Origin of the sequence: Streptomyces sp. NPDC102451 (assembly GCF_044765485.1) — a bacterium.
Classification (GTDB): Bacteria; Actinomycetota; Actinomycetes; order Streptomycetales; family Streptomycetaceae; genus Streptomyces.
Genome location: NZ_JBIWKD010000004.1, coordinates 1 through 20943, shown reverse-complemented (window position 1 = coordinate 20943; position 20943 = coordinate 1). Strand labels below are relative to the sequence as shown.

The following is a 20943-nucleotide window of genomic DNA, read 5'->3' as shown; positions in this document are numbered from 1 at the left end:
CCGGGCGCTCGGAGGGGGACCGTGATGTTGTCCGCAGGACTGCCGCAAGGAACGGTGCCGAAGCTGGAGCGGCCCGGGCCGTTGCGCGAGCGTGTCTACGAGGCGCTCCTGGAGCTGATCACCACGCGTGCCCTCAGCCCCGGCCAGCATCTCGTCGAGAGTGAACTCGCCGGGCACCTGGGGGTGTCGCGGCAGCCGGTGCGCGAGGCGCTCCAGCGGCTGAACACCGAGGGGTGGGTCGATCTGCGCCCCGCGCAGGGCGCGTTCGTCCATGAGCCCACCGAGGAGGAGGCGGACCAGCTGCTGTCGGTCCGAACCCTGCTGGAGGCGGAGGCCGCCCGGCTGGCCGCCGCCCACTCCGGGCGGCCGGGCATCGAGGCCCTGGAGGAGCTGTGCTCCCAGGGGGAGCGGGCCGTCGCCGCCGACGACGTGGACCTCGCCGTCGCCACGAACGCCGCGTTCCACGCCAAGGTCATGGAGCTGGCGGGCAACGTCGTCCTGTCCGAACTCGCCGGCCAGGTGGACCGCAGGGTCCGCTGGTACTACACACCGGTGGCCCGTCAGCGCGGCACCCAGTCCTGGATCGAGCACCGGGAGCTGATCGCCGCGATCGCCTCCAGGGACGAGCAGCGGGCGACCGAGATCATGCGGGCGCACACCGAGCACACGCGCCAGACGTACCACCGGCGCGAGCAGGCCTGATCGTCGCGCGACCGGAGGCCGGGGCGGAGCGCCCCGGCCTCTTTGGCGTGCCCCGGCGGGGCGCATCTTTGTCCTGAGTGTGGAGAAAGTTGGAGCGGATTCATGCGCAACTTCTTCCCACTCCGGTAAACCGCTGCTACGTTCCCCTCGAAAGCCCGACGGACTGGCCGATGTGGCGGGGAGGGACGCGTGAGACGGATGACGGCACGACCCGCGAACACGCACCAGGCGCGACTGCTCCGGCTGTTGCGTGACGGGGGGCCCAACTCCCGTGCGCAGCTGGGCGATCAGGTCGACCTCTCGCGCTCCAAGCTCGCCGTCGAGGTGGACCGGCTCCTGGAGACCGGACTCGTCGTGGCGGACGGGCTCGCCGCCTCCAGGGGCGGACGCCGCTCCCACAACATCCGGCTCGCCCCCGGACTGCGCTTCCTCGGCGTCGACATCGGCGCCACCTCCATCGATGTGGCCGTCACCAACGCCGAGTTGGAGGTGCTCGGTCACCTCAACCACCCGATGGACGTACGGGAAGGGCCCGTCGCGATCTTCGACCAGGTGCTGGCGATGGCGGCCAAGCTGCGGGCGTCCGGGCTCGCCGAAGGCTTCGACGGCGCGGGCATCGGCGTACCGGGGCCCGTCCGCTTCCCCGAGGGCGTCCCGGTCGCACCGCCGATCATGCCGGGCTGGGACGGCTTCCCGGTCCGCGAGGCGCTCAGCCAGGAACTGGGCTGCCCCGTCATGGTGGACAACGACGTGAACCTGATGGCGCTGGGGGAGCAGCACGCGGGCGTCGCCCGCTCCGTGGGCGACTTCCTCTGCGTCAAGATCGGTACGGGTATCGGCTGCGGCATCGTGGTCGGCGGCGAGGTCTACCGGGGTACGACGGGCAGCGCCGGCGACATCGGCCACATCCAGGTGGAACCCGACGGGCGCGCCTGCGCCTGCGGCAACAAGGGCTGCCTGGAAGCCCACTTCAGCGGCGCGGCCCTCGCCCGTGACGCCGAGGACGCCGCCCGGGCCGGCCGCTCCCCGGAGCTGGCATCCCGGCTGGAAGCGGCCGGAACGCTCTCGGCCGTCGACGTGGCCGCCGCCGCGGCGGCCGGTGACCCCACGGCGCTGGACCTGATCCGCGAGGGCGGCAACCGGGTCGGCCAGGTCATCGCCGGACTCGTCAGCTTCTTCAACCCGGGCCTCGTCGTGATCGGCGGCGGGGTGACCGGGCTCGGCCACAACCTGCTGGCCAGCGTCCGCACCCAGGTCTACCGGCAGTCCCTGCCGCTGGCCACGGGCAATCTCCCCATCGTCCTCGGTGAGCTGGGGCCCGTCGCCGGAGTGACCGGCGCGGCCAGGCTCATCAGCGACCACCTGTTCTCGCCGGCCTGATGTACGGGCCGGCGCGCCGTTCGGCACGCGTTCCGCAGTCACCACCGTAAGCAGCCTGTCCCGAGCTCCGCCCGCAGGACCGCACGGCACGCACCACCGCACGAGCACACAGCACCGTACGAGCCGCAGCACCGCACGAGCACACAGCACCGCACGAGCACACAGCTGTACCGCACCGCACCGCACGCGCACTCAGTACCGCACAGCACGAGCCGCAGCACCGCACCGCACGAACACCGCTGTACCACCCAGCAGTTCCGTCAGCAGTACGGCACCGCCGGCACTGCGCCCTGCCCGCTCACCGGCCTTCCCCGGTCTCTCGGCTCGCCCGAGCAGGGGAGACCCCACTCGCCGAGGGGATTCGTCATGGCACCAGAACCACCTCTGCTCACGATGTCCGGCATCACCAAGTCGTTCCCCGGTGTGCGCGCCCTCGACGGCGTGGACCTGGAGGTCCAGGCCGGTGAAGTCCACTGCCTCCTCGGCCAGAACGGCGCGGGCAAGTCCACCCTCATCAAGGTGCTGGCCGGGGCGCACCAGCCCGACGACGGCGCCATCACCTGGCGCGGCGAGCCGGTCCAGCTGTCCTCGCCGATCACCGCGATGCGGCTGGGAATCGCCACCATCTACCAGGAACTCGACCTGGTGGAGGGCCTGTCGGTCGCCGAGAACGTCTTCCTCGGACATGAACTGACCAGCGCGGGCTTCGTCGTCCGGACCAGGGAGGCCCGCACCACGGCCGCCGCGCTCCTGAAGCGGCTGGGACACCCGGAGATCGACCCGGGCCGCCTGGTCGGCGACCTGTCCGCAGCTCACCAGCAGATCGTCTCCATGGCGCGGGCGCTCTCCCACGACGTACGCCTCATCGTGATGGACGAGCCGTCCGCCGCGCTGGACCCCGACGAGGTCGACAACCTCTTCCGCATCGTCGACGGGCTCACCGCCGACGGGGTGGCCGTCGTCTACATCTCGCACCGGCTGGAGGAGATCCGCCGCATCGGTGACCGGGTGACCGTGCTGAAGGACGGCAGAGCCGTCGCCGTCGGGCTTCCCGCCCACTCCACTCCCACGAACGACATCGTTGCCATGATGACCGGCCGCAACGTCGAGTTCGTCTTCCCGGAGCGGCCCGCACCCGGCGCACGGGCCACGGCCGAACCCGTACTGAAGGTCGAAGGCCTGTGCCGCAAGGGGGAGTTCGAGCCCGTCGACCTGGAACTCATGCCCGGTGAGATCGTCGGCCTGGCCGGACTCGTCGGCTCCGGGCGCTCCGAGATCCTGGAGACCGTCTACGGCGCCCGTAAGCCGACCGCGGGCCGCGTCCTCGTCGACGGCACACCGCTGCGGCCCGGCAGCGTGAGGGCCGCCGTGGCCGCTGGAATCGGCCTCGCTCCCGAGGAACGCAAGGCGCAGGCACTGCTGTTGACGGAATCCGTCACCCGCAACGTCTCGATCTCCACCCTGTCCCGTTTCGCCCGCGGCGGCTGGCTCGACCGTGGCGCTGAGCGCACCGCGGCCAGGACCGCGACCCGGGAGCTCTCCCTGCGGCCCGACAACCCGGACGCCGCCGTCCGCACCCTCTCCGGCGGCAACCAGCAGAAGGCGGTCCTGGCCCGCTGGCTGCTGCGCGGCTGCCGGGTCCTGCTGCTCGACGAACCGACCCGCGGCGTCGACGTCGGCGCCCGCGCCGAGCTCTACGCCGTGATCCGCCGGCTGGCCGACGAAGGCCTCGCCGTTCTGCTCGTCTCCAGCGAAGTGCCCGAAGTGCTGGGCCTCGCCGACCGGGTGCTGGTGCTCCGGGAGGGCCGTGTCGTGCACACGGCCGATGCCAGGGAGCTCGACGAGCACCGTGTACTCGACCTCGTCATGGAAGGGAGCCCGACGTCATGACCCAGCCCGCACCGTCGGCGCAGCACCAGGGGCCCGAGAAGGGGGCCGCGACCGGCCCCGTGGCCGCGCCGCCCTCGAAGCAGGGTGGCGGTCTGCGCGCACTCGGCCTGCGAGCCGATGTCCGTAACCTCTCGCTGCTCGGCGTACTCGTCGTCCTGGCGGTCGTCGGCGGCATCACCGAGCCCGACGCGTTCCTGGACACCGGGAACCTCCAGCTGATCCTGACGCAGTCCTCCGTCATCGGGGTCGTCACCGTCGGTATGACCCTCGTCATCATCGGCGGTGGCATCGACCTCTCGGTCGGCGCGATGGTTGCCCTCGCATCCGTCTGGGCCACGACGCTCGCCACCCAGGACTTCGGTTTCGCCGGCATCCTCTTCACCGCGGTGATCGTCGGCCTCGCCGCCGGGCTCGTCAACGGGGTCCTCATCGCCTACGGGCGGATGGTGCCCTTCATCGCGACGCTCGCCATGCTCGCGTCGGCCCGTGGACTCGCCCTGCTGATCACCGACGGCAAGACACAGATCGTCACGGTCCAGTCGGTCCTCGACCTGGGCCTGCCCGACTCGTACGTCCTGGGCATCCCGCCGCTGGTCCTGGGCTTCGCCGCGGTCACCGTCGTCGGCTGGCTCATCCTGAACCGGACCACGTTCGGACGCCGTACGGTCGCCATCGGAGGCAACGCGGAGGCGGCCAGGCTCGCCGGCATCGACGTACGCCGCCAGCGGCTCTACCTCTATCTGCTCTCCGGCGTGTGCTGCGGCATCGCCGCCTTCATGCTGATCATCCTGTCCGGCTCCGGACAGAACACCAACGGCAACCTGTACGAACTCGACGCCATCGCGGCCGCGATCATCGGCGGCACCCTGCTGAGCGGCGGCCGGGGCACCATCGTCGGATCCGTGCTCGGTGTCCTCGTCTTCACCACGATCACCAACATCTTCGCCCTGAACAACCTGCAGAGCGACGTCCAGCAGATCGCCAAGGGCGCCATCATCGTCGCCGCCGTCCTCGTCCAGCACCGCACCCTGCGCGGCGGCGAGACCTGAGCACCTCTCCAGTAACAGAGCACTGATCACTCACCCGCTGTTCCGTACGCACCACACCGGATGAAGGGTTCGACAGCCATGCCAGAAACCAGCCGCAGAGGACTGCTCTTCGGCACCGCGGCCGTCTCCGCGGGAGCCTTCCTCACCGCCTGTACCAGCAACGAGCCCAAGGAGAAGGCCGCCGCGCAGAGCAATCAGCCGGCCGCCGACGACAAGCCCGGAAAGCCCGTCACCATCGGCTTCGCCGGACCCCAGGCCGACCACGGATGGCTCAACGCCATCAACGTCCAGGCCAAGGCGAGGGCGGAGAAGTACTCCGAGGTCACCCTGGAGATCACCGAGGGCTCCAACGACACCGCCGCCCAGATCGGCCAGGTCAAGACCCTCATCAACAAGAAGGTCGACGTCCTCGTCGTCCTCCCCGCCGACGGCAAGGCGCTCACCCAGGTCGGCCTGGAAGCCATGAAGGCCGGCATCCCCGTCGTCAACCTGGACCGCATCTTCGCCTCCCCACAGGCCTACCGCTGCTGGGTCGGCGGCGACAACTACGGCATGGGCCTCAACGCCGGGCACTACATCGGCGAACAGCTCAAGGACAAGGCGAACGCCAAGGTCGTCGAGCTCGCCGGCATCGACAACCTGGAACTCACCAAGCAGCGCAGCCAGGGCTTCGCCGACGCGCTGAAGAACTACTCCAACATCAAGCTGGTGGCCCGTCAGGCCGCCGACTTCACCGTGGAGTCGGGCCAGGCCAAGATGGCACAGCTCCTCCAGGCACAGAAGCAGTTCGACGCACTGTGGAACCACGACGACGACCAGGGCGTCGGCGCGCTGCGGGCCATCCAGCAGGCCGGCCGCGACGAGTTCCTCATGGTCGGCGGGGCGGGCGCGAAGTCCGCGATGGACGCCATCAAGGCCGACAACAGCGTGCTGAAGGCCACCGTGCTCTACCCGCCCACGATGGCCGCCTCCGCGATCGACCTGGCGCGCGCGCTCGGCCAGAGCAAGGGCATCGCGGGCCTCTCCGAGATGGAGATCCCGACCTCGCTGACCCTGTACTCGGCGGTCGTCACCAAGGAGAACATCGACCAGTACCTGCCGACGGGCTTCAGCTGATCCCGCACCGCCGCCGCCACCGAACCACCGACGAGGAGGAAGCCCGCATGGCCCGCAGGGAAGAAACGGAGCAGGAGACCGAGGCATCGCCGCCGACGGCGACGCTCGGCGTCGGCATGGTCGGATACGCGTTCATGGGCGCCGCCCACTCCCAGGGGTGGCGCACCGCGGGACACGTCTTCGACCTGCCGGTGCGACCCGCTCTCGCCGCGATCTGCGGACGCGACCGTGCGGCTGTCGAGGCCGCCGCCGCCCGGCACGGCTGGGCGGCCGCGGAGACCGACTGGCGCGCCCTGATCGCCCGGGACGACGTGCAGCTGGTCGACATCTGCACGCCCGGCGACAGCCACGCGGAGATCGCCATCGCCGCGCTGGAGGCGGGCAAGCACGTCCTCTGCGAGAAGCCGCTCGCCAACACGGTCGCGGAGGCGGAGGCCATGGCGGAGGCCGCGGAGCGGGCGGCGGCCCGCGGCCAGGTGGCGATCGTGGGCTTCAACTACCGCAAGGTGCCCGCCCTCACCTACGCCCGCACGATGATCGAGGAGGGCAGGCTGGGCCCCCTGCGGCACGTACGGGCCACCTACCTCCAGGACTGGCTCGTCGACCCCGAGTCACCGCTCACCTGGCGGCTGGAGCGCGAGCGCGCCGGATCCGGTGCACTGGGGGACCTCGGGGCGCACATCGTGGACCTCGCCCAGTACCTGGCGGGAGAGCCGCTCGTCGGGGTGTCGGCGGTGAGCGAGACCTTCGTACGGGAGAGGCCCGTGCTCGCCGGGGCCGCCGCCGGGCTCACGGGCGCCGCCGACGGGACCGCGCGGGGGGCGGTGACCGTCGACGACGCGACCCTGTTCACCGGGCGGCTGGCGTCGGGGGCCCTGGCCTCCTTCGAGGCGACCAGGATGGCCGCCGGGCGCAAGAACGCCCTGCGCCTGGAGATCAACGGGGAGCTCGGGTCGATCGCCTTCGACCTGGAACGGCTCAACGAGCTCTCCTTCCACGACCACACCGAACCCGCCACCAGCGCCGGCTTCCGCCGGATCCTCGTCACCGAACCCCAGCACCCCTACCTGGAGGCCTGGTGGCCTCCGGGCCACGGTCTGGGCTACGAGCACACCTTCGTCCACCAGGCCCATGACGTGGTGCGCACGATCACCGAAGGGCGAGCCCCCGTCCCGTCGTTCGCCGACGGCCTCCAGGTGCAACGGGTGCTCGCCGCCGTCGAGGAGAGCGCCGCCAAGAACTCCGTACACACCCCGGTCCCCTTCTAGGAGGTTCCGCGCATGCCTCGTCCCTTCACTCTCTTCACCGGCCAGTGGGCCGACCTGCCGCTGGAGGAGGTCTGCCGGCTGGCCCGGGACTTCGGTTACGACGGCCTCGAACTCGCTTGCTGGGGTGACCACTTCGAGGTCGACAAGGCCCTGGCGGACCCCGGCTACCTCGACGGGCGGCGGCAGCTGCTCGACAAGTACGGCCTGAAGTGCTGGGCGATCTCCAACCACTTGGTGGGCCAGGCGGTCTGCGACAACCCGATCGACGAACGCCACCAGGGCATCCTGCCCGGCCGGATCTGGGGCGACGGGGAGCCCGAGGGCGTCCGGCAGCGGGCCGCCGAGGAGATCAAGAACACCGCCCGGGCGGCGGCGGCCTTCGGTGTCGACACCGTCATCGGCTTCACCGGGTCCTCCATCTGGCACCTGGTCGCCATGTTCCCGCCGGTCCCCCCGCACATGATCGAACGCGGTTACGAGGACTTCGCGGAGCGGTGGAACCCGATCCTGGACGTCTTCGACGCCGAGGGGGTGCGCTTCGCCCACGAGGTGCACCCGAGCGAGATCGCGTACGACTACTGGACCACGCACCGCGCCCTGGAGGCCGTGGGCCACCGGCCCGCGTTCGGGCTGAACTTCGACCCGAGCCACTTCGTGTGGCAGGACCTCGACCCGGTCGGCTTCCTCTACGACTTCAGGGACCGGATCTACCACGTGGACTGCAAGGAGGCCCGTAAGCGCCTCGACGGCCGCAACGGGCGCCTCGGCTCCCACCTTCCGTGGGGCGATCCCCGGCGCGGCTGGGACTTCGTCTCCGCGGGGCACGGCGACGTGCCCTGGGAGGACGTCTTCCGGATGCTGCGGTCCATCGGGTACGAAGGCCCGGTCTCCGTGGAGTGGGAGGACGCCGGGATGGACCGGCTGACGGGGGCGCCGGAGGCACTGGCCTCGCTGAAGCGGTTCGACTTCGACCCGCCGAGCGCGTCGTTCGACGCGGCCTTCGGCGGCGGCGACTAGAGCTCTCAAGGGCTCCGCCCCGGACCCCCGCGCCTCGCCGGCAGGCGTGACGCGGGGTGATCCGGCCTGCCCGGACGCGGCTTTGTCCTGCCCTGGGTAAAAGTTCAACTCAGCACCTGCGCAAGGGCTTTCCGTACCGGACGAACACAGCTACGGTCCCTCACGTGTACACGACATGACTCGCGTCACCGGAGCCCCGCAAGGCGGCCCCGGAGGCGAGCGCGGCAGTCCCCGCGCGGAACGGCAGAACGCACCCGCCCGTACAACCGGCACACTCCGGAGGACGCACGTGCACAGAAGCAGCAGACGGCTCCGCGCCCGAAAATCACTCGCCCTCTTCACCGGCGGACTGCTCGCCGCCGCCACCCTCACCCTGGGCTCCTCGCCCGCCGCGACCGCCGACGCCCCGAAAGCAGCCGTCGCGCAGGACGCAGCGGAGGACTTCCAGCAGGTCACCCTCGCCAAGGGCGCGGACGAGACCGGCGAACCCATCTCGCTGGCGGTGCTCCCCGACCGTAGCGTGCTGCACACCTCGCGCAGCGGCGAGCTGCGGATCACGGACAGCGCGGGCAACACCCGGATCTCCGGCACCATCCCCGTCTACTCGCACGACGAGGAAGGCCTCCAGGGCGTCGGGATCGACCCGGGCTTCGCGGAGAACCGCGCGATCTACCTCTACTACGCGCCCCCGCTGGACACTCCCGCCGGCGACGCCCCGGAGAACGGCACCGCCGCCGACTTCGCGAAGTTCGACGGCGTGAACCGGCTCTCCCGCTTCGTGCTCAACGAGGACGGCACCCTCGACAACGCCAGCGAGAAGAAGGTCCTCGACATCCCGACCACCCGTGGCATGTGCTGCCACGTGGGCGGGGACATCGACTTCGACGCGCAGGGCAACCTCTACCTCTCGACCGGCGACGACTCCAACCCGTTCGCGTCCGACGGCTTCTCCCCGCTGGACGACCGGGCCGACCGCAACCCCGCCTTCGACGCCCGCCGCACCTCCGGCAACACCAACGACCTCCGCGGCAAGATCCTCCGCATCAAGGTCGGCGACGACGGCTCATACACGGTCCCCGACGGCAACCTCTTCGCTCCGGGCACGGACAAGACGCGCCCCGAGATCTACGCGATGGGCTTCCGCAACCCCTTCCGCTTCAGCGTGGACCAGGCCACCGGCATCCTCTACGTCGGTGACTACGGCCCCGACGCCGGTGCCGCCGACCCGAACCGCGGACCGTCCGGGCAGGTCGAGTTCGCCCGGGTGACGAAGCCAGGCAACTTCGGCTGGCCCTTCTGCACCGGCGACAACGACGCCTACCGGGACTACGACTTCGCCACGCAGACGTCCGGCCCCGCCTTCGACTGCGCGGCCCCGAAGAACGACTCGGCGCACAACACCGGCCTCGTCGACCTGCCGCCCGCGCAGGCCGCCTGGATCCCGTACGACGGCGCCTCCGTGCCCGAGTTCGGCACCGGATCCGAGTCCCCGATGGGTGGACCCGTCTACCACTACGACGCGGACCTCGACTCGCCGGTGAAGTTCCCCGAGGAGTACGACGGTGACTTCTTCGCCGGGGAGTTCGGCCGGCAGTGGATCAAGCGCATCGAGCAGGACGCCGACGGCGCCGTCCAGTCCATCAACGACGTCCCGTGGACAGGGACCCAGGTCATGGACATGGCCTTCGGGCCCGACGGAGCGCTGTACGTCCTGGACTACGGCCTCTCCTGGTTCGGCGGTGACGAGCACTCGGGGCTGTACCGCATCGAGAACGCCACCGGCGGCCGCTCACCCATCGCCGAGGCCTCCTCGGACAAGACCTCCGGTGTCGCACCGCTCAAGGTGAAGTTCTCCTCGGCGGGCACCACCGACGGGGACGGCGACGCCCTCACGTACGCCTGGGACTTCGGTGACGGCGGCACCTCCACCGCGGCCAACCCCACGTACACGTACAAGAAGAACGGCACCTACACCGCCACCGTGACCGCCGAGGACCCCACGGGCCGCACCGGTTCGGCGAGCGTGCACGTGACCGTCGGCAACACCGCGCCCGTCGTCGACATGCAGTTCCCGTCCGACGGCCAGCTCTTCGAGTTCGGCGACGAGGTGCCCTTCAAGGTCACCGTCACCGACCCGGAGGACGGCACCATCGACTGCTCCAAGGTCGAGGTCAAGTTCACCCTGGGCCACGACAGCCACGGCCATGACATCACCACCGAGCACGGCTGCGAAGGCACCATCAAGACCGCCATGGAGGGCGGCCACGACCCCAACGCCAACATCTACGGCGGGATCTCGGCCGCGTACACCGACGGCGGGGGCGGCGGCCAGGCCGCGCTGACCGGCCGTGACCAGGCGAAGCTCCAGCCGCGCCACCGCCAGGCCGAGCACTTCACCGACTCCTCCGGCGTCACCACCCCGAACAAGACCAGCGCCCACGGCGGCCGGACCGTCGGTGACATCGAGAACGACGACTGGATCTCCTTCACCCCGTACATCCTCGACGGCACCACCAAGCTCACCGCCCGCACCTCGTCGGCCGGCGCGGGAGGCTTCCTCGAAGTACGGACCGGGTCGCCCACCGGAAAGATCCTCGGCTCCGCGCCCATCCCGGTGACCGGCAGCTGGGACACCTTCCAGGACGTCGACGTGCCGCTGCGCGGCGCACCGAAGAAGGCCACGGAACTCTTCCTGGTCTTCAAGGGCGGGGCAGGAGCGCTCTACGACGTGGACGACTTCGAACTGTCCAACAGCCCCGTCGACCGGACCGCGAAGCGTGTCCTCGTCTTCTCCAAGACGGGCGGCTTCCGGCACGACTCGATCCCCGAGGGCACCGCCGCGCTGAAGGAACTGGGCAAGGACACCAACATCACGGTCGACTCCACCGAGGAGGCCGGCCAGTTCACCACCAGCAACCTGGCGCGCTACGACGCGGTCGTCTTCCTGTCGACCACCGGTGACGTCCTGAACGCCGACCAGAAGAAGGCGTTCGAGAACTTCGTGTCCACCGGCGGCGGTTACATGGGCGTCCACGCCGCGGCCGACACCGAGTACGACTGGAAGTTCTACGGCGGTCTCGTCGGGGCCTACTTCGACTCCCACCCGCAGATCCAGCCCGCGACCGTCCGTGTGGAGAACCATGACCACCCGGCGACCGCGCACCTGGACGAGGCCTGGGACCGTACCGACGAGTGGTACAACTACCGCACCAACCCCCGGGACAAGGCCCAGGTCCTCGCCACGCTCGACGAGACCACCTACACCGGCGGCACCATGAAGGGCGACCACCCGATCGCCTGGTGCCAGGCGTACCAGGGCGGCCGCTCCTTCTACACCGGCCTCGGCCACACCAAGGAGTCCTACGCCGAACCCGCCTTCCGCCAGCACCTGCTGGGCGGACTGCGCTACGCAGCAGGACAGGTGAAGGCCAACTGCAAGCCGGACACCGGCTACCGGTCGATCTTCAACGGGAAGACCCTCGAAGGGTGGAAGCAGGCCGGCCCCGGGAAGTTCACCGTGGCCGACGGTGAGCTCCGCTCCGAGGGCGGCATGGGCCTGCTGACCTACCAGGCCAAGGAGCTGAAGTCCTACTCGCTGAAGCTCGACTGGAAGATGGCGGGCGACGACAACTCCGGTGTCTTCGTCGGCTTCCCCGAGTCGGACGACCCGTGGTCCGCGGTGAACAACGGCTACGAGGTGCAGATCGACGCCACCGACGCGGCGGACCGCACCACCGGCGCCGTCTACACCTTCAAGTCCGCCAACATCAAGGCCCGTGACCAGGTTCTCCGGCCGCCCGGCCAGTGGAACAGCTACGAGATCAAGGTCCAGGGCGAGCGGCTCCAGGTCTTCCTCAACGGGGTGAAGATCAACGACTTCACCAACACCGACCCGGTCCGCAGCCTCAAGAACGGCTACATCGGCCTCCAGAACCACGGAGCCGACGACCAGGTGTCCTTCCGCGACATCCAGCTGAAGGAGCTGCCCTCCACGTAGGGCGGCGACTCCTGCGCCGGTGGTGGGCGGGGGAAGGGTTCCTCTTCCCCCGCCCACCGTCCACCACCCCTCTTCCGCCCCCAGGGAGGCAGCCCGTGACCGCACACGCCGCTCGTACCGGAGTCTGGTTCATCGGAGCACGCGGCTCCGTCGCCACCACCGCCACCACCGGGTGCGCGGCCATCGCGGCAGGGCTCCACCCGCCGACCGGCATGGTCACCGAGACACCACCCTTCACCGACAGCGGACTGCCACCCCTGACCACCCTCGTCTTCGGCGGCCACGACACCCTCGACTGCCCCCTGCCCAAGCGGGCCGAGGCGCTCGCCGCCGGGGGAGTGCTCCCGCACGGGCTCCCCTCCGCCGTCGAGGCCGAACTCACCGCCGCCGACGCGGAGATACGCCCCGGAGGCCCCCTCCCGGGCGACACCCGCAGCGACGAGGAGCTCATCACCGCCTTCGCCGCCGACATCCGGGACTTCACGCACCGCCACGGGCTGGCCCGCACCGTCGTCATCAACGTCGCCTCGACCGAACCCGCACCCGGCGACGACGACTCCCGGCTGCCCGCCAGCTCCCTCTACGCGGCGGCCGCGCTCCGCGCCGGCTGCCCGTACGCCAACTTCACCCCCTCCACCGGGCTGCGCAGCCCGCACCTCCAGGACGCCGTCGACTCCTGCGGACTTCCCCACGCCGGACGCGACGGCAAGACAGGCCAGACGCTGCTCCGCTCCGTGCTCGCACCGATGTTCGTCCAGCGCGCACTGCCGGTGCGGGCCTGGTCGGGCACCAACCTGCTGGGCGGCGGGGACGGGGCGGCGCTGGCCGACCCGGCCGCGGCGGCCGCGAAGAACGCCGGCAAGGAACGCGTACTCGCCGACACGCTCGGGTCCGCCCCGGAGGGCGAGGTCCACATCGACGACGTGCCGGCGATGGGGGACTGGAAGACGGCGTGGGACCACATCGCCTTCGACGGCTTCCTCGGCTCGCGGATGATCCTCCAGACGATCTGGCAGGGCTGCGACTCCGCCCTCGCCGCACCGCTGGTCCTGGATCTGGCCCGGCTGCTGGCGCGCTCCCACGAGGCGGGCCTGACCGGGCCCCGCCCCGAACTGGGCTTCTACTTCAAGGACCCGGACGGCGGCCCGGCCGCCCTGCCCGAGCAGTACGCCGAGCTGCTGGCCTTCGCCGAGCGCCTGCGGGCCGCCCGGTGAGGCCGCTGCGGCTGCTCGCGGCGGTGGCCGGCGCCCCGCGGCTGCTCGGTGCCCGCCCCACGGCACCCTCGTACAGCCTGTCCGGTGCGAGCGGGACTGCGCCCGCACCGGACAGGCCCTCCACCCGCGCGCGCCTGCGGGCCTGGGCGGAGCTGCTGCGCGTGTCGGCGCTGTTCACCGTGCCCGGGGACGCCCTCGCCGGGGCGGCCGCGGTGGGCCGGCGTCCCGGCCGGGGCACCGCACTCGCGGTCGGTGCCTCGCTCTGTCTGTACGAGGCGGGCATGGCGCTCAACGACTGGGCCGACCGGGAGGAGGACGCCGTCGACCGCCCGCACCGGCCCATTCCCTCGGGACGGGTCGCACCCGGGGCAGCCCTGGCCGCGGCGGGCGTCCTGACGGCCGCGGGCCTCGCCCTGGCGGGCCGAGCGGGCCGCCCCGCGCTGGCGGTCGCGTCCGGCCTGGCGGCCACCGTCTGGGCCTACGACCTGCGGCTCAAGCACACGAGGCTGGGGCCGGCCACGATGGCCTCGGCCCGCACCCTGGACCTGCTGCTCGGCGCGACCGCGACCGCGAGGCCCGGTGCGAGCACGAGGCCCGGTGCGACCGCGAGGCGCGGTGCGAGCGCGGCGGTGGCAACGATGTCGGGCGGGGCCGCAGGGGGAGGCGCGACTGTCCCCGCCCCCGGCCGTACCCCCGCCGCCGCGCTCCCCGCCGCACTCCTGCTCGGCGCCCACACCTACGCCGTCACCGCCGTCTCCCGCCACGAGGCGCAAGGCGGCTCCACCGCCGCGCCCCTGGCCGCGCTGGCCGGTGTCGCCGGACTCGGGGCAGCCGTCCTGCGCGGCCGGGCGACGCCGGGCGGTCCACCACCGAGCCACCCGGCCGCCGCCGGACGGCTCCTGCTCCCCGCCTTCGCCGCCGCCTACCTCCGCACCTCCGCCGTGCCCCTCCTGCACGCCGCCCTCAACCCCTCCCCGCCTCTCACCCAGCGCGCCGTCGGCGGCGGCATCCGGGCGATGATCCCGCTCCAGGCCGCCCTCGCGGCCAGGGCCGGGGCACCCGTCGGCGGGCTGGCGGTCATGGGGCTCGTCCCCCTCGCCCGCGCGCTCTCCAGGAAGGTGAGCCCCACGTGACCCTCCGCCTCGGCTACGGCACCAACGGACTGACCGACCTCCGGCTCGACGACGCCCTCGGCCTCCTCGCCGACCTCGGCTACGACGGCGTCGGCCTGACCCTCGACCACATGCACCTCGACCCGCTCGCGCCGGACCTCGCCGAGTGCACCCGCCAGGTCGCCCGCAGGCTCACCGGACTCGGCCTCGGCGTCACCGTCGAGACCGGCGCGCGCTACGTCCTGGACCCCCGGCGCAAACACGGCCCGTCCCTCCTCGACCCCGACCCGGACGCCCGCGCGGCCCGCACCGCCCTGCTCGTCCGGGCCGTCGAAGTGGCCTCCGGCCTCGGTGCCCACGCCGTGCACTGCTTCAGCGGCATCACCCCGCCGGGCACCACCACGGACACCGCCTGGCAGCGGCTGACCGAGGCCCTCGCCCCCGTACTGGACGCCTCCGACCGCGCGGGCATCCCCCTCGCCATCGAACCGGAACCCGGCCACCTCCTTGCCACACTCGCCGACTTCCACCACCTCCGCACCCTCCTCGGCGACCCCGCCCCGCTCGGGCTCACCCTCGACATCGGCCACTGCCAGTGCCTGGAACCCGCCTCGCCCGTCGACTGCGTGAAGGAAGCCGCGCCCTGGCTGCGCCACGTACAGATCGAGGACATGCGACGCGGCGTCCACGAACACCTGCCGTTCGGTGACGGCGAGATCGACTTCCCGCCGGTGCTCGAAGCGCTCGCCGCCACCGGATACGCCGGCCTCACCGTCGTCGAACTGCCCCGGCACTCCCACGCGGGCCCCGAACTCGCCCGCAGCTCCATCGACTTCCTGCGCCGGGCCACCGGGACGACGGACGGAGCCGCACCGTGCTGAGCAGCCGCAAGGAACTCGACGACCGGCTCCCCGGAGCGGCCAGGGCCTGGCTCGACGAAGCGCTCGCCGAGGCGGCGCACGCCGCGGAGCACCCCGGCACCGACAGCGGCAACCCGCCCTGGGAGCTGCGCTTCGCCTCGGCGGGACGGCACTGCGGACTCGAACACGCCGACTCCGTACGCGCGCTGCTGCTCGTCGAGGCCCGCGCTGCGCTGTCCGCCGTCACCCGGCTCTACGAGCAGGGCACCGCCGCCGAACGCCGCGCCGTCCTCCTCACCCTGCACCGGCTCGACCTCGGCGCCACCGCCCTCCCGCTCGTCGAGGACGCCCTGCGCACCAACGACACCCGGCTGGTCGCCGCGGCCGTCGGCCCGTACGGCGCGGGCCACCTCGACGCGCACAGCTGGCGGCACGCCGTCCTCAAGTGCCTCTTCACCGAGGTCCCCGTCGAGGCCCTCGACCGGCTCGGCGAGCGGGCCCGCGGCGACGCCGAACTCGCCCGCATGCTGGGCGACTTCGCCGCCGAACGCACCGCTGCGGGACGTGTCGTCCCCGCCGGTCTGCGGACCGTCCTCGACCTCACGGCCCCGGCACCCCCCGCTCCCGCCCCCACCCCCACGTCGACGGAGGAAACCTCATGAGGATCTTCGACCCCCACATCCACATGACCTCCCGCACCACGGACGACTACCGGGCGATGTACGACTCGGGGGTCCGCGCCCTCGTGGAACCCTCCTTCTGGCTCGGCCAGCCCCGCACCTCGCCCGCCAGCTTCTTCGACTACTTCGACGCCCTCCTCGGCTGGGAACCCTTCCGCGCCTCCCAGTACGGCATCGCCCACCACTGCACCCTCGCCCTCAACCCCAAGGAGGCCAACGACCCCCGGTGCACCCCCGTCCTGGACGCCCTGCCCCGCTACCTCGAAAAGGACTCCGTCGTCGCCGTCGGTGAGATCGGCTACGACTCGATGACCCCCGCCGAGGACACCGCCCTCAGCGCCCAGCTCCAGCTCGCTGCCGACCACGGGCTCCCCGCGCTCGTCCACACCCCGCACCGCGACAAGCTCGCCGGCCTGCACCGCACCATCGACGTCATCCGCGAATCGGACCTCGCCCCGGAGCTGGTCCTGCTCGACCACCTCAACGAGACGACCGTGCAGGACGCCCTCGACAGCGGCTGCTGGGCCGGTTTCTCCATCTACCCCGACACCAAGATGGACGAGGACCGCATGATCACGGTCCTGCGGAACCACGGCACCGACAGGATCCTCGTCAACTCGGCCGCCGACTGGGGCAAGAGTGACCCGCTGAAGACCCGCAAGGTCGCCGACACCATGCTCAAGGCCGGATTCGACGAGGACGACGTCGACAAGGTCCTCTGGCGCAACCCCGTCGCCTTCTACGGACAGAGCGGCCGCCTCCAGCTCGACCTCCCCGCCCCCGGCCCGCTCCACGAGGGCAACTCCATCCTCCGCGGCGGTGAGTGAGCCATGCGCTTCCGCCACCCCGACGGCTCCACCGTCCACCTGGCGTACTGCACCAACGTGCACCCCGCCGAGACTCTCGAAGGGGTCCGTGCCCAGCTCCGCGACCACTGCGAGCCCGTGCGCAAACGGCTCGGCCGGGACCGCCTCGGCATCGGCCTCTGGCTCGCCAGGGACGCCGCCCGCGCCCTGATCAACGACCCGGCCGCCCTGCGCGCGCTGCGCGCCGAGCTCGACCACCGCGGCCTCGAAGTGGTCACCCTCAACGGTTTCCCCTACGAGGGCTTCGGGGCCCAGGAGGTCAAGTACCGCGTCTACACACCGGACTGGACCGACCCCGAACGGCTCTCGCACACCACCGACCTGGCCCGGCTGCTCGCCACCCTGCTCCCCGACGACGTCACCGAAGGCACCATCTCCACCCTGCCGATCGCCTGGCGCACCCCGTACGCCGACGAACCCACGGCGGCGGACACGGCGCGCAGGGCCCTCACCACGCTCGCGCAGCGCCTCGACGCCCTCGCCGAACTGACTGGCAAGAACATCAGGATCGGCCTCGAACCCGAACCCGGCTGCACCGTGGAGACCACCGCCGACGCCATCGGTCCGCTCACCACCGTGGGCCACGACCGCATCGGCATCTGCGTCGACACCTGCCACCTCGCCACCTCCTTCGAGGACCCGGACACCGCACTCGACGCCCTGGGCGCGGCCGGCATCACCGTCGCCAAGGCCCAGCTCTCCGCGGCGCTGCACGCCGAACACCCGCACCTGCCCGAGGTGCGCGCCGCCCTGGGCGCCTTCGCCGAACCCCGCTTCCTGCACCAGACACGCACCCTCACCACGGCGGGCCTGCGCGGGACCGACGACCTCGACGAGGCGGTGTCCGGCGGGGCCCTCCCCGACGGCACACCCTGGCGCTCCCACTTCCACGTCCCCCTGCACGCGCCTCCCGCACCCCCTCTGACCTCCACACTCCCCGTCCTGCAGTCCGTGCTGAACCGGCTCGTCGGCGGGCCCGAACCCCTCACCCGGCACCTGGAGGTCGAGACGTACACCTGGCAGGCGCTCCCCGCCGAGCTGCGGCCGCGCACCCGCACCCAGCTCGCCGACGGCATCGCCGCCGAACTCACCCTCGCCCGCGACCTCCTCGTCGACCTCGGACTCAAGGAGCTCCCATGACCGCCCCCGCCGCCGGCGACCGCCCCACCCCGCTCCTCGTCCTCGACGTCGTCGGTCTCACCCCCCAGCTCCTGGCGCACATGCCGAACCTCCGTGCCCTGGCCGGGACGGGCACGCAGGCACCCCTGTCGACCGTCCTGCCCGCCGTCACCTGCGCCGCCCAGTCCACCTTCCTCACCGGCACCACCCCCTCCGAACACGGCATCGTCGCCAACGGCTGGTACTTCCGCGAGCTCGGCGACGTCCTCCTGTGGCGCCAGCACAACGGGCTCGTCGCCGGGGACAAGCTCTGGGACGCCGCCCGCCGCGCCCACCCCGGCTACACCGTCGCCAACATCTGCTGGTGGTACGCGATGGGCGCCGACACCGACTGGACCGTCACTCCCCGCCCCGTGTACTACGCCGACGGACGCAAGGAACCGGACTGCTACACCAGGCCCCCGGCACTGCACGACGAACTGACCGAGAAGCTCGGCACCTTCCCCCTCTTCCACTTCTGGGGCCCCGGCGCCGACCTCGTCTCCTCGCAGTGGATCATCGACGCCACCCGGCACATCCTCACCACCCGAAGCCCCGACCTGGCACTCTGCTACCTCCCGCACCTCGACTACGACCTCCAGCGCTACGGCCCCGACGACCCCCGCTCCCATCAGGCCGCGGCCGACCTCGACCGCGCCATGGCACCCCTGCTCGACGACGCCACGGCCCAGGGCCGCACCGTCGTCGCCCTCTCGGAGTACGGCATCACCCGCGTCGACCGGCCCGTGGACATCAACCGCGCCCTGCGCCGCGCCGGACTCCTGGAGGTGCACACCCAGGACGGCATGGAGTACCTCGACCCCATGGCGTCCCGCGCCTTCGCGGTCGCCGACCACCAGCTCGCCCACGTCTACGTACGCCGGCCCGAGGACCTCGACGCGACCCGGGAGGCGCTCGCCGACCTCCCCGGGATCGCCGAGCTCCTCGACGACGGGGGCAAGAAGGCCCACCACCTCGACCATCCCCGCTCCGGCGAGCTCGTCGCCGTGGCGGAGAAGGACGCCTGGTTCACGTACTACTACTGGCTCGACGACGACCGCGCGCCCGACTTCGCGCAGCTCGTCGAGATCCACCGCAAACCGGGCTACGACCCGGTGGAACTCTTCATGGACCCCCAGGACCCCTATGTCCGGGTGAAGGCCGTCTCCGCGGTCGCACGCAAGAAGCTGGGGATGCGCTACCGCATGGCGGTCGTCCCCCTGGATCCCTCACCTATTCGCGGCAGCCACGGCCGCCTGCCCACGAGCGACGACGAAGGTCCGCTCATCCTCTGCTCCACCCCCCATGCGTTCACCGGCCGAGTCCAGGCCACCGAAGTGAAGTCCTTGCTGCTCCAGCTTGCCGGACTGCACTGACAATCCGTCCCGCCCGCACGTTCACCCGCACGTTCACAGGGAGATTTCTGATCATGAGCCGCACCCCGAAGGACCCCGAGCTCGCGCGCAGACTCAGCCGCCGCAACATCCTCGGCGTCGCCGCCGGAGCCACCGCAGCGACCCTCCTCAGCGGCGCCGCCGCCCAGGCGTCGAGCCCGGGCGCCGGACACGGCAAGGACCACGGACACGGCAAGGACCACGGGAAGGGCCGTGCGGTCCTGCCCCCCGGCCGCCTCGGCATCCAGCTCTACAGCCTCCGCGACAAGGTCTCCACCCTCGGATTCGCCCCCGTCTTCTCCGAACTGGAGAAGTACGGTTACGACGAGATCGAGTTCGCCGGCTACACCCAGGGCTCGGCCGGCGCCATCACCCTCGCCCAGCTCAAGCGGCTGGCGAAGGACCACGGGCTCAACCCCATAGGCAGCCACGTCAACTACTACGACGACAACAACCCCGGCGCCTACTCCTTCGCCCAGAACCTCACCAAGGTCCTCGACGACGCCGAGGCCCTCGGCCTCAAGCACATCGGCACCGCCTCCGGCCCGTTCCGCTACGGCGACACGGTCGACGGCTGGAAGCGCGCCGCCGAGGACTTCAACACCTACGGCGCCGCGGCCCGCAAGCGCGGCATGAAGTTCTACCAGCACAACCACGCGGAGGAGTTCTCCTTCGCCACCGACAAGCCCAAGGTGCGTCTCTACGACGTCCTGCTCGCCGAGACCGACCCCGACCTGGTCTACCTCGAGATGGACATCTACTGGGCGTTCTGCGCGCAGTTCCGCTTCGGCAAGCGGGTGGACGGCACACCCGCCCCCTTCAACCCCATCGACTACGTACTCAAGCAGCCCGACCGCTACCCCCTCTTCCACGTCAAGGACGGCACCCGCAACGACGCCGCCCGCGACGGCTACGACATGACGGACGTCGGCGACGGGGACATCGACTACAAGAACTTCCTGAGCCGCGTCACGGCGCGGACCCACCGCGGCCGCACCTATCACCACTGGCAGACCGAGCACGACAACCCGGTCGAGTCCTTCGCCTTCGCCCGCAAGTCCAGCGCGCACCTGCACTCGCTCCGCGAGAGCCGCTGCGGCGACTGACCCGGCACACAGCAGTGCGGGGGGCCGGGGGGGGGGCCCCCCCCCGCGGGGGGGGGGGGGGGGCGGGGGGCCCGGCGCGGGGGGCCCCGGGGGCCCCGGCGCCCGGGCGGGGGGGGTGGGGGGGGAGCGGGCGC

At 71.6% G+C, this 20943-nt stretch carries 16 protein-coding genes; all 16 read left to right on the top strand.

The window, feature by feature from the left end; all coding sequences use genetic code 11:
• Positions 1 to 24 precede the first annotated feature (24 nt).
• Positions 25 to 702: a GntR family transcriptional regulator gene (locus ACIRD8_RS10460; RefSeq protein ID WP_403988758.1), complete on the top strand. Its 678-nt coding sequence runs from the start codon at positions 25 to 27 to the stop codon at positions 700 to 702.
• 198 nt (positions 703 to 900) lie between these two features.
• Positions 901 to 2082: an ROK family transcriptional regulator gene (locus ACIRD8_RS10455; protein WP_099175307.1), complete on the top strand. Its 1182-nt coding sequence runs from the start codon at positions 901 to 903 to the stop codon at positions 2080 to 2082.
• A 366-nt stretch (positions 2083 to 2448) separates the two neighbouring features.
• The gene (locus ACIRD8_RS10450; RefSeq protein ID WP_403988755.1) at positions 2449 to 3972 is read left to right on the top strand and encodes a sugar ABC transporter ATP-binding protein; all 1524 of its coding nucleotides are present in this window, start codon (positions 2449 to 2451) and stop codon (positions 3970 to 3972) included.
• Positions 3969 to 5021, top strand: coding sequence for an ABC transporter permease (locus ACIRD8_RS10445; RefSeq protein ID WP_403988753.1), 1053 nt, complete (start codon positions 3969 to 3971; stop codon positions 5019 to 5021). Before ACIRD8_RS10450 ends, ACIRD8_RS10445 begins: the two co-directional genes overlap by 4 nt.
• Before the next feature lie 78 nt (positions 5022 to 5099).
• Complete coding sequence (locus tag ACIRD8_RS10440; protein ID WP_383196409.1) at positions 5100 to 6137, top strand: substrate-binding domain-containing protein; 1038 nt, start codon at positions 5100 to 5102, stop codon at positions 6135 to 6137.
• A gap of 47 nt (positions 6138 to 6184) precedes the next feature.
• Positions 6185 to 7405, top strand: a complete 1221-nt coding sequence (locus ACIRD8_RS10435) for a Gfo/Idh/MocA family protein (RefSeq protein ID WP_403988751.1) — start codon at positions 6185 to 6187, stop codon at positions 7403 to 7405.
• Between the two features lie 12 nt (positions 7406 to 7417).
• A complete protein-coding gene (locus ACIRD8_RS10430) occupies positions 7418 to 8422 on the top strand; it encodes a sugar phosphate isomerase/epimerase (protein ID WP_129266494.1) in 1005 nt (334 codons plus the stop codon).
• A gap of 289 nt (positions 8423 to 8711) precedes the next feature.
• A complete protein-coding gene (locus tag ACIRD8_RS10425; protein ID WP_403988748.1) occupies positions 8712 to 12419 on the top strand; it encodes a ThuA domain-containing protein in 3708 nt (1235 codons plus the stop codon).
• A gap of 95 nt (positions 12420 to 12514) precedes the next feature.
• Positions 12515 to 13633: an inositol-3-phosphate synthase gene (locus ACIRD8_RS10420; protein ID WP_403988746.1), complete on the top strand. Its 1119-nt coding sequence runs from the start codon at positions 12515 to 12517 to the stop codon at positions 13631 to 13633.
• Complete coding sequence (locus ACIRD8_RS10415) at positions 13630 to 14766, top strand: SCO3242 family prenyltransferase (RefSeq protein ID WP_403988744.1); 1137 nt, start codon at positions 13630 to 13632, stop codon at positions 14764 to 14766. Before ACIRD8_RS10420 ends, ACIRD8_RS10415 begins: the two co-directional genes overlap by 4 nt.
• A complete protein-coding gene (locus tag ACIRD8_RS10410) occupies positions 14763 to 15626 on the top strand; it encodes a sugar phosphate isomerase/epimerase family protein (protein ID WP_403988742.1) in 864 nt (287 codons plus the stop codon). The genes ACIRD8_RS10415 and ACIRD8_RS10410 overlap by 4 nt, the downstream gene beginning before the upstream one ends.
• Positions 15620 to 16267: an EboA domain-containing protein gene (locus ACIRD8_RS10405; RefSeq protein ID WP_403988740.1), complete on the top strand. Its 648-nt coding sequence runs from the start codon at positions 15620 to 15622 to the stop codon at positions 16265 to 16267. Before ACIRD8_RS10410 ends, ACIRD8_RS10405 begins: the two co-directional genes overlap by 7 nt.
• Entirely contained in the window at positions 16264 to 17112 is an 849-nt protein-coding gene (locus ACIRD8_RS10400; RefSeq protein ID WP_403988739.1) for a TatD family hydrolase, read from the top strand. The genes ACIRD8_RS10405 and ACIRD8_RS10400 overlap by 4 nt, the downstream gene beginning before the upstream one ends.
• 3 nt (positions 17113 to 17115) lie before the next feature.
• Positions 17116 to 18291: a metabolite traffic protein EboE gene (eboE, locus tag ACIRD8_RS10395; protein WP_403988737.1), complete on the top strand. Its 1176-nt coding sequence runs from the start codon at positions 17116 to 17118 to the stop codon at positions 18289 to 18291.
• Positions 18288 to 19685, top strand: a complete 1398-nt coding sequence (locus ACIRD8_RS10390) for a nucleotide pyrophosphatase/phosphodiesterase family protein (RefSeq protein WP_403988735.1) — start codon at positions 18288 to 18290, stop codon at positions 19683 to 19685. The genes eboE and ACIRD8_RS10390 overlap by 4 nt, the downstream gene beginning before the upstream one ends.
• A gap of 53 nt (positions 19686 to 19738) precedes the next feature.
• Positions 19739 to 20809, top strand: a complete 1071-nt coding sequence (locus tag ACIRD8_RS10385; RefSeq protein ID WP_403988733.1) for a sugar phosphate isomerase/epimerase family protein — start codon at positions 19739 to 19741, stop codon at positions 20807 to 20809.
• Positions 20810 to 20943 lie beyond the last annotated feature (134 nt).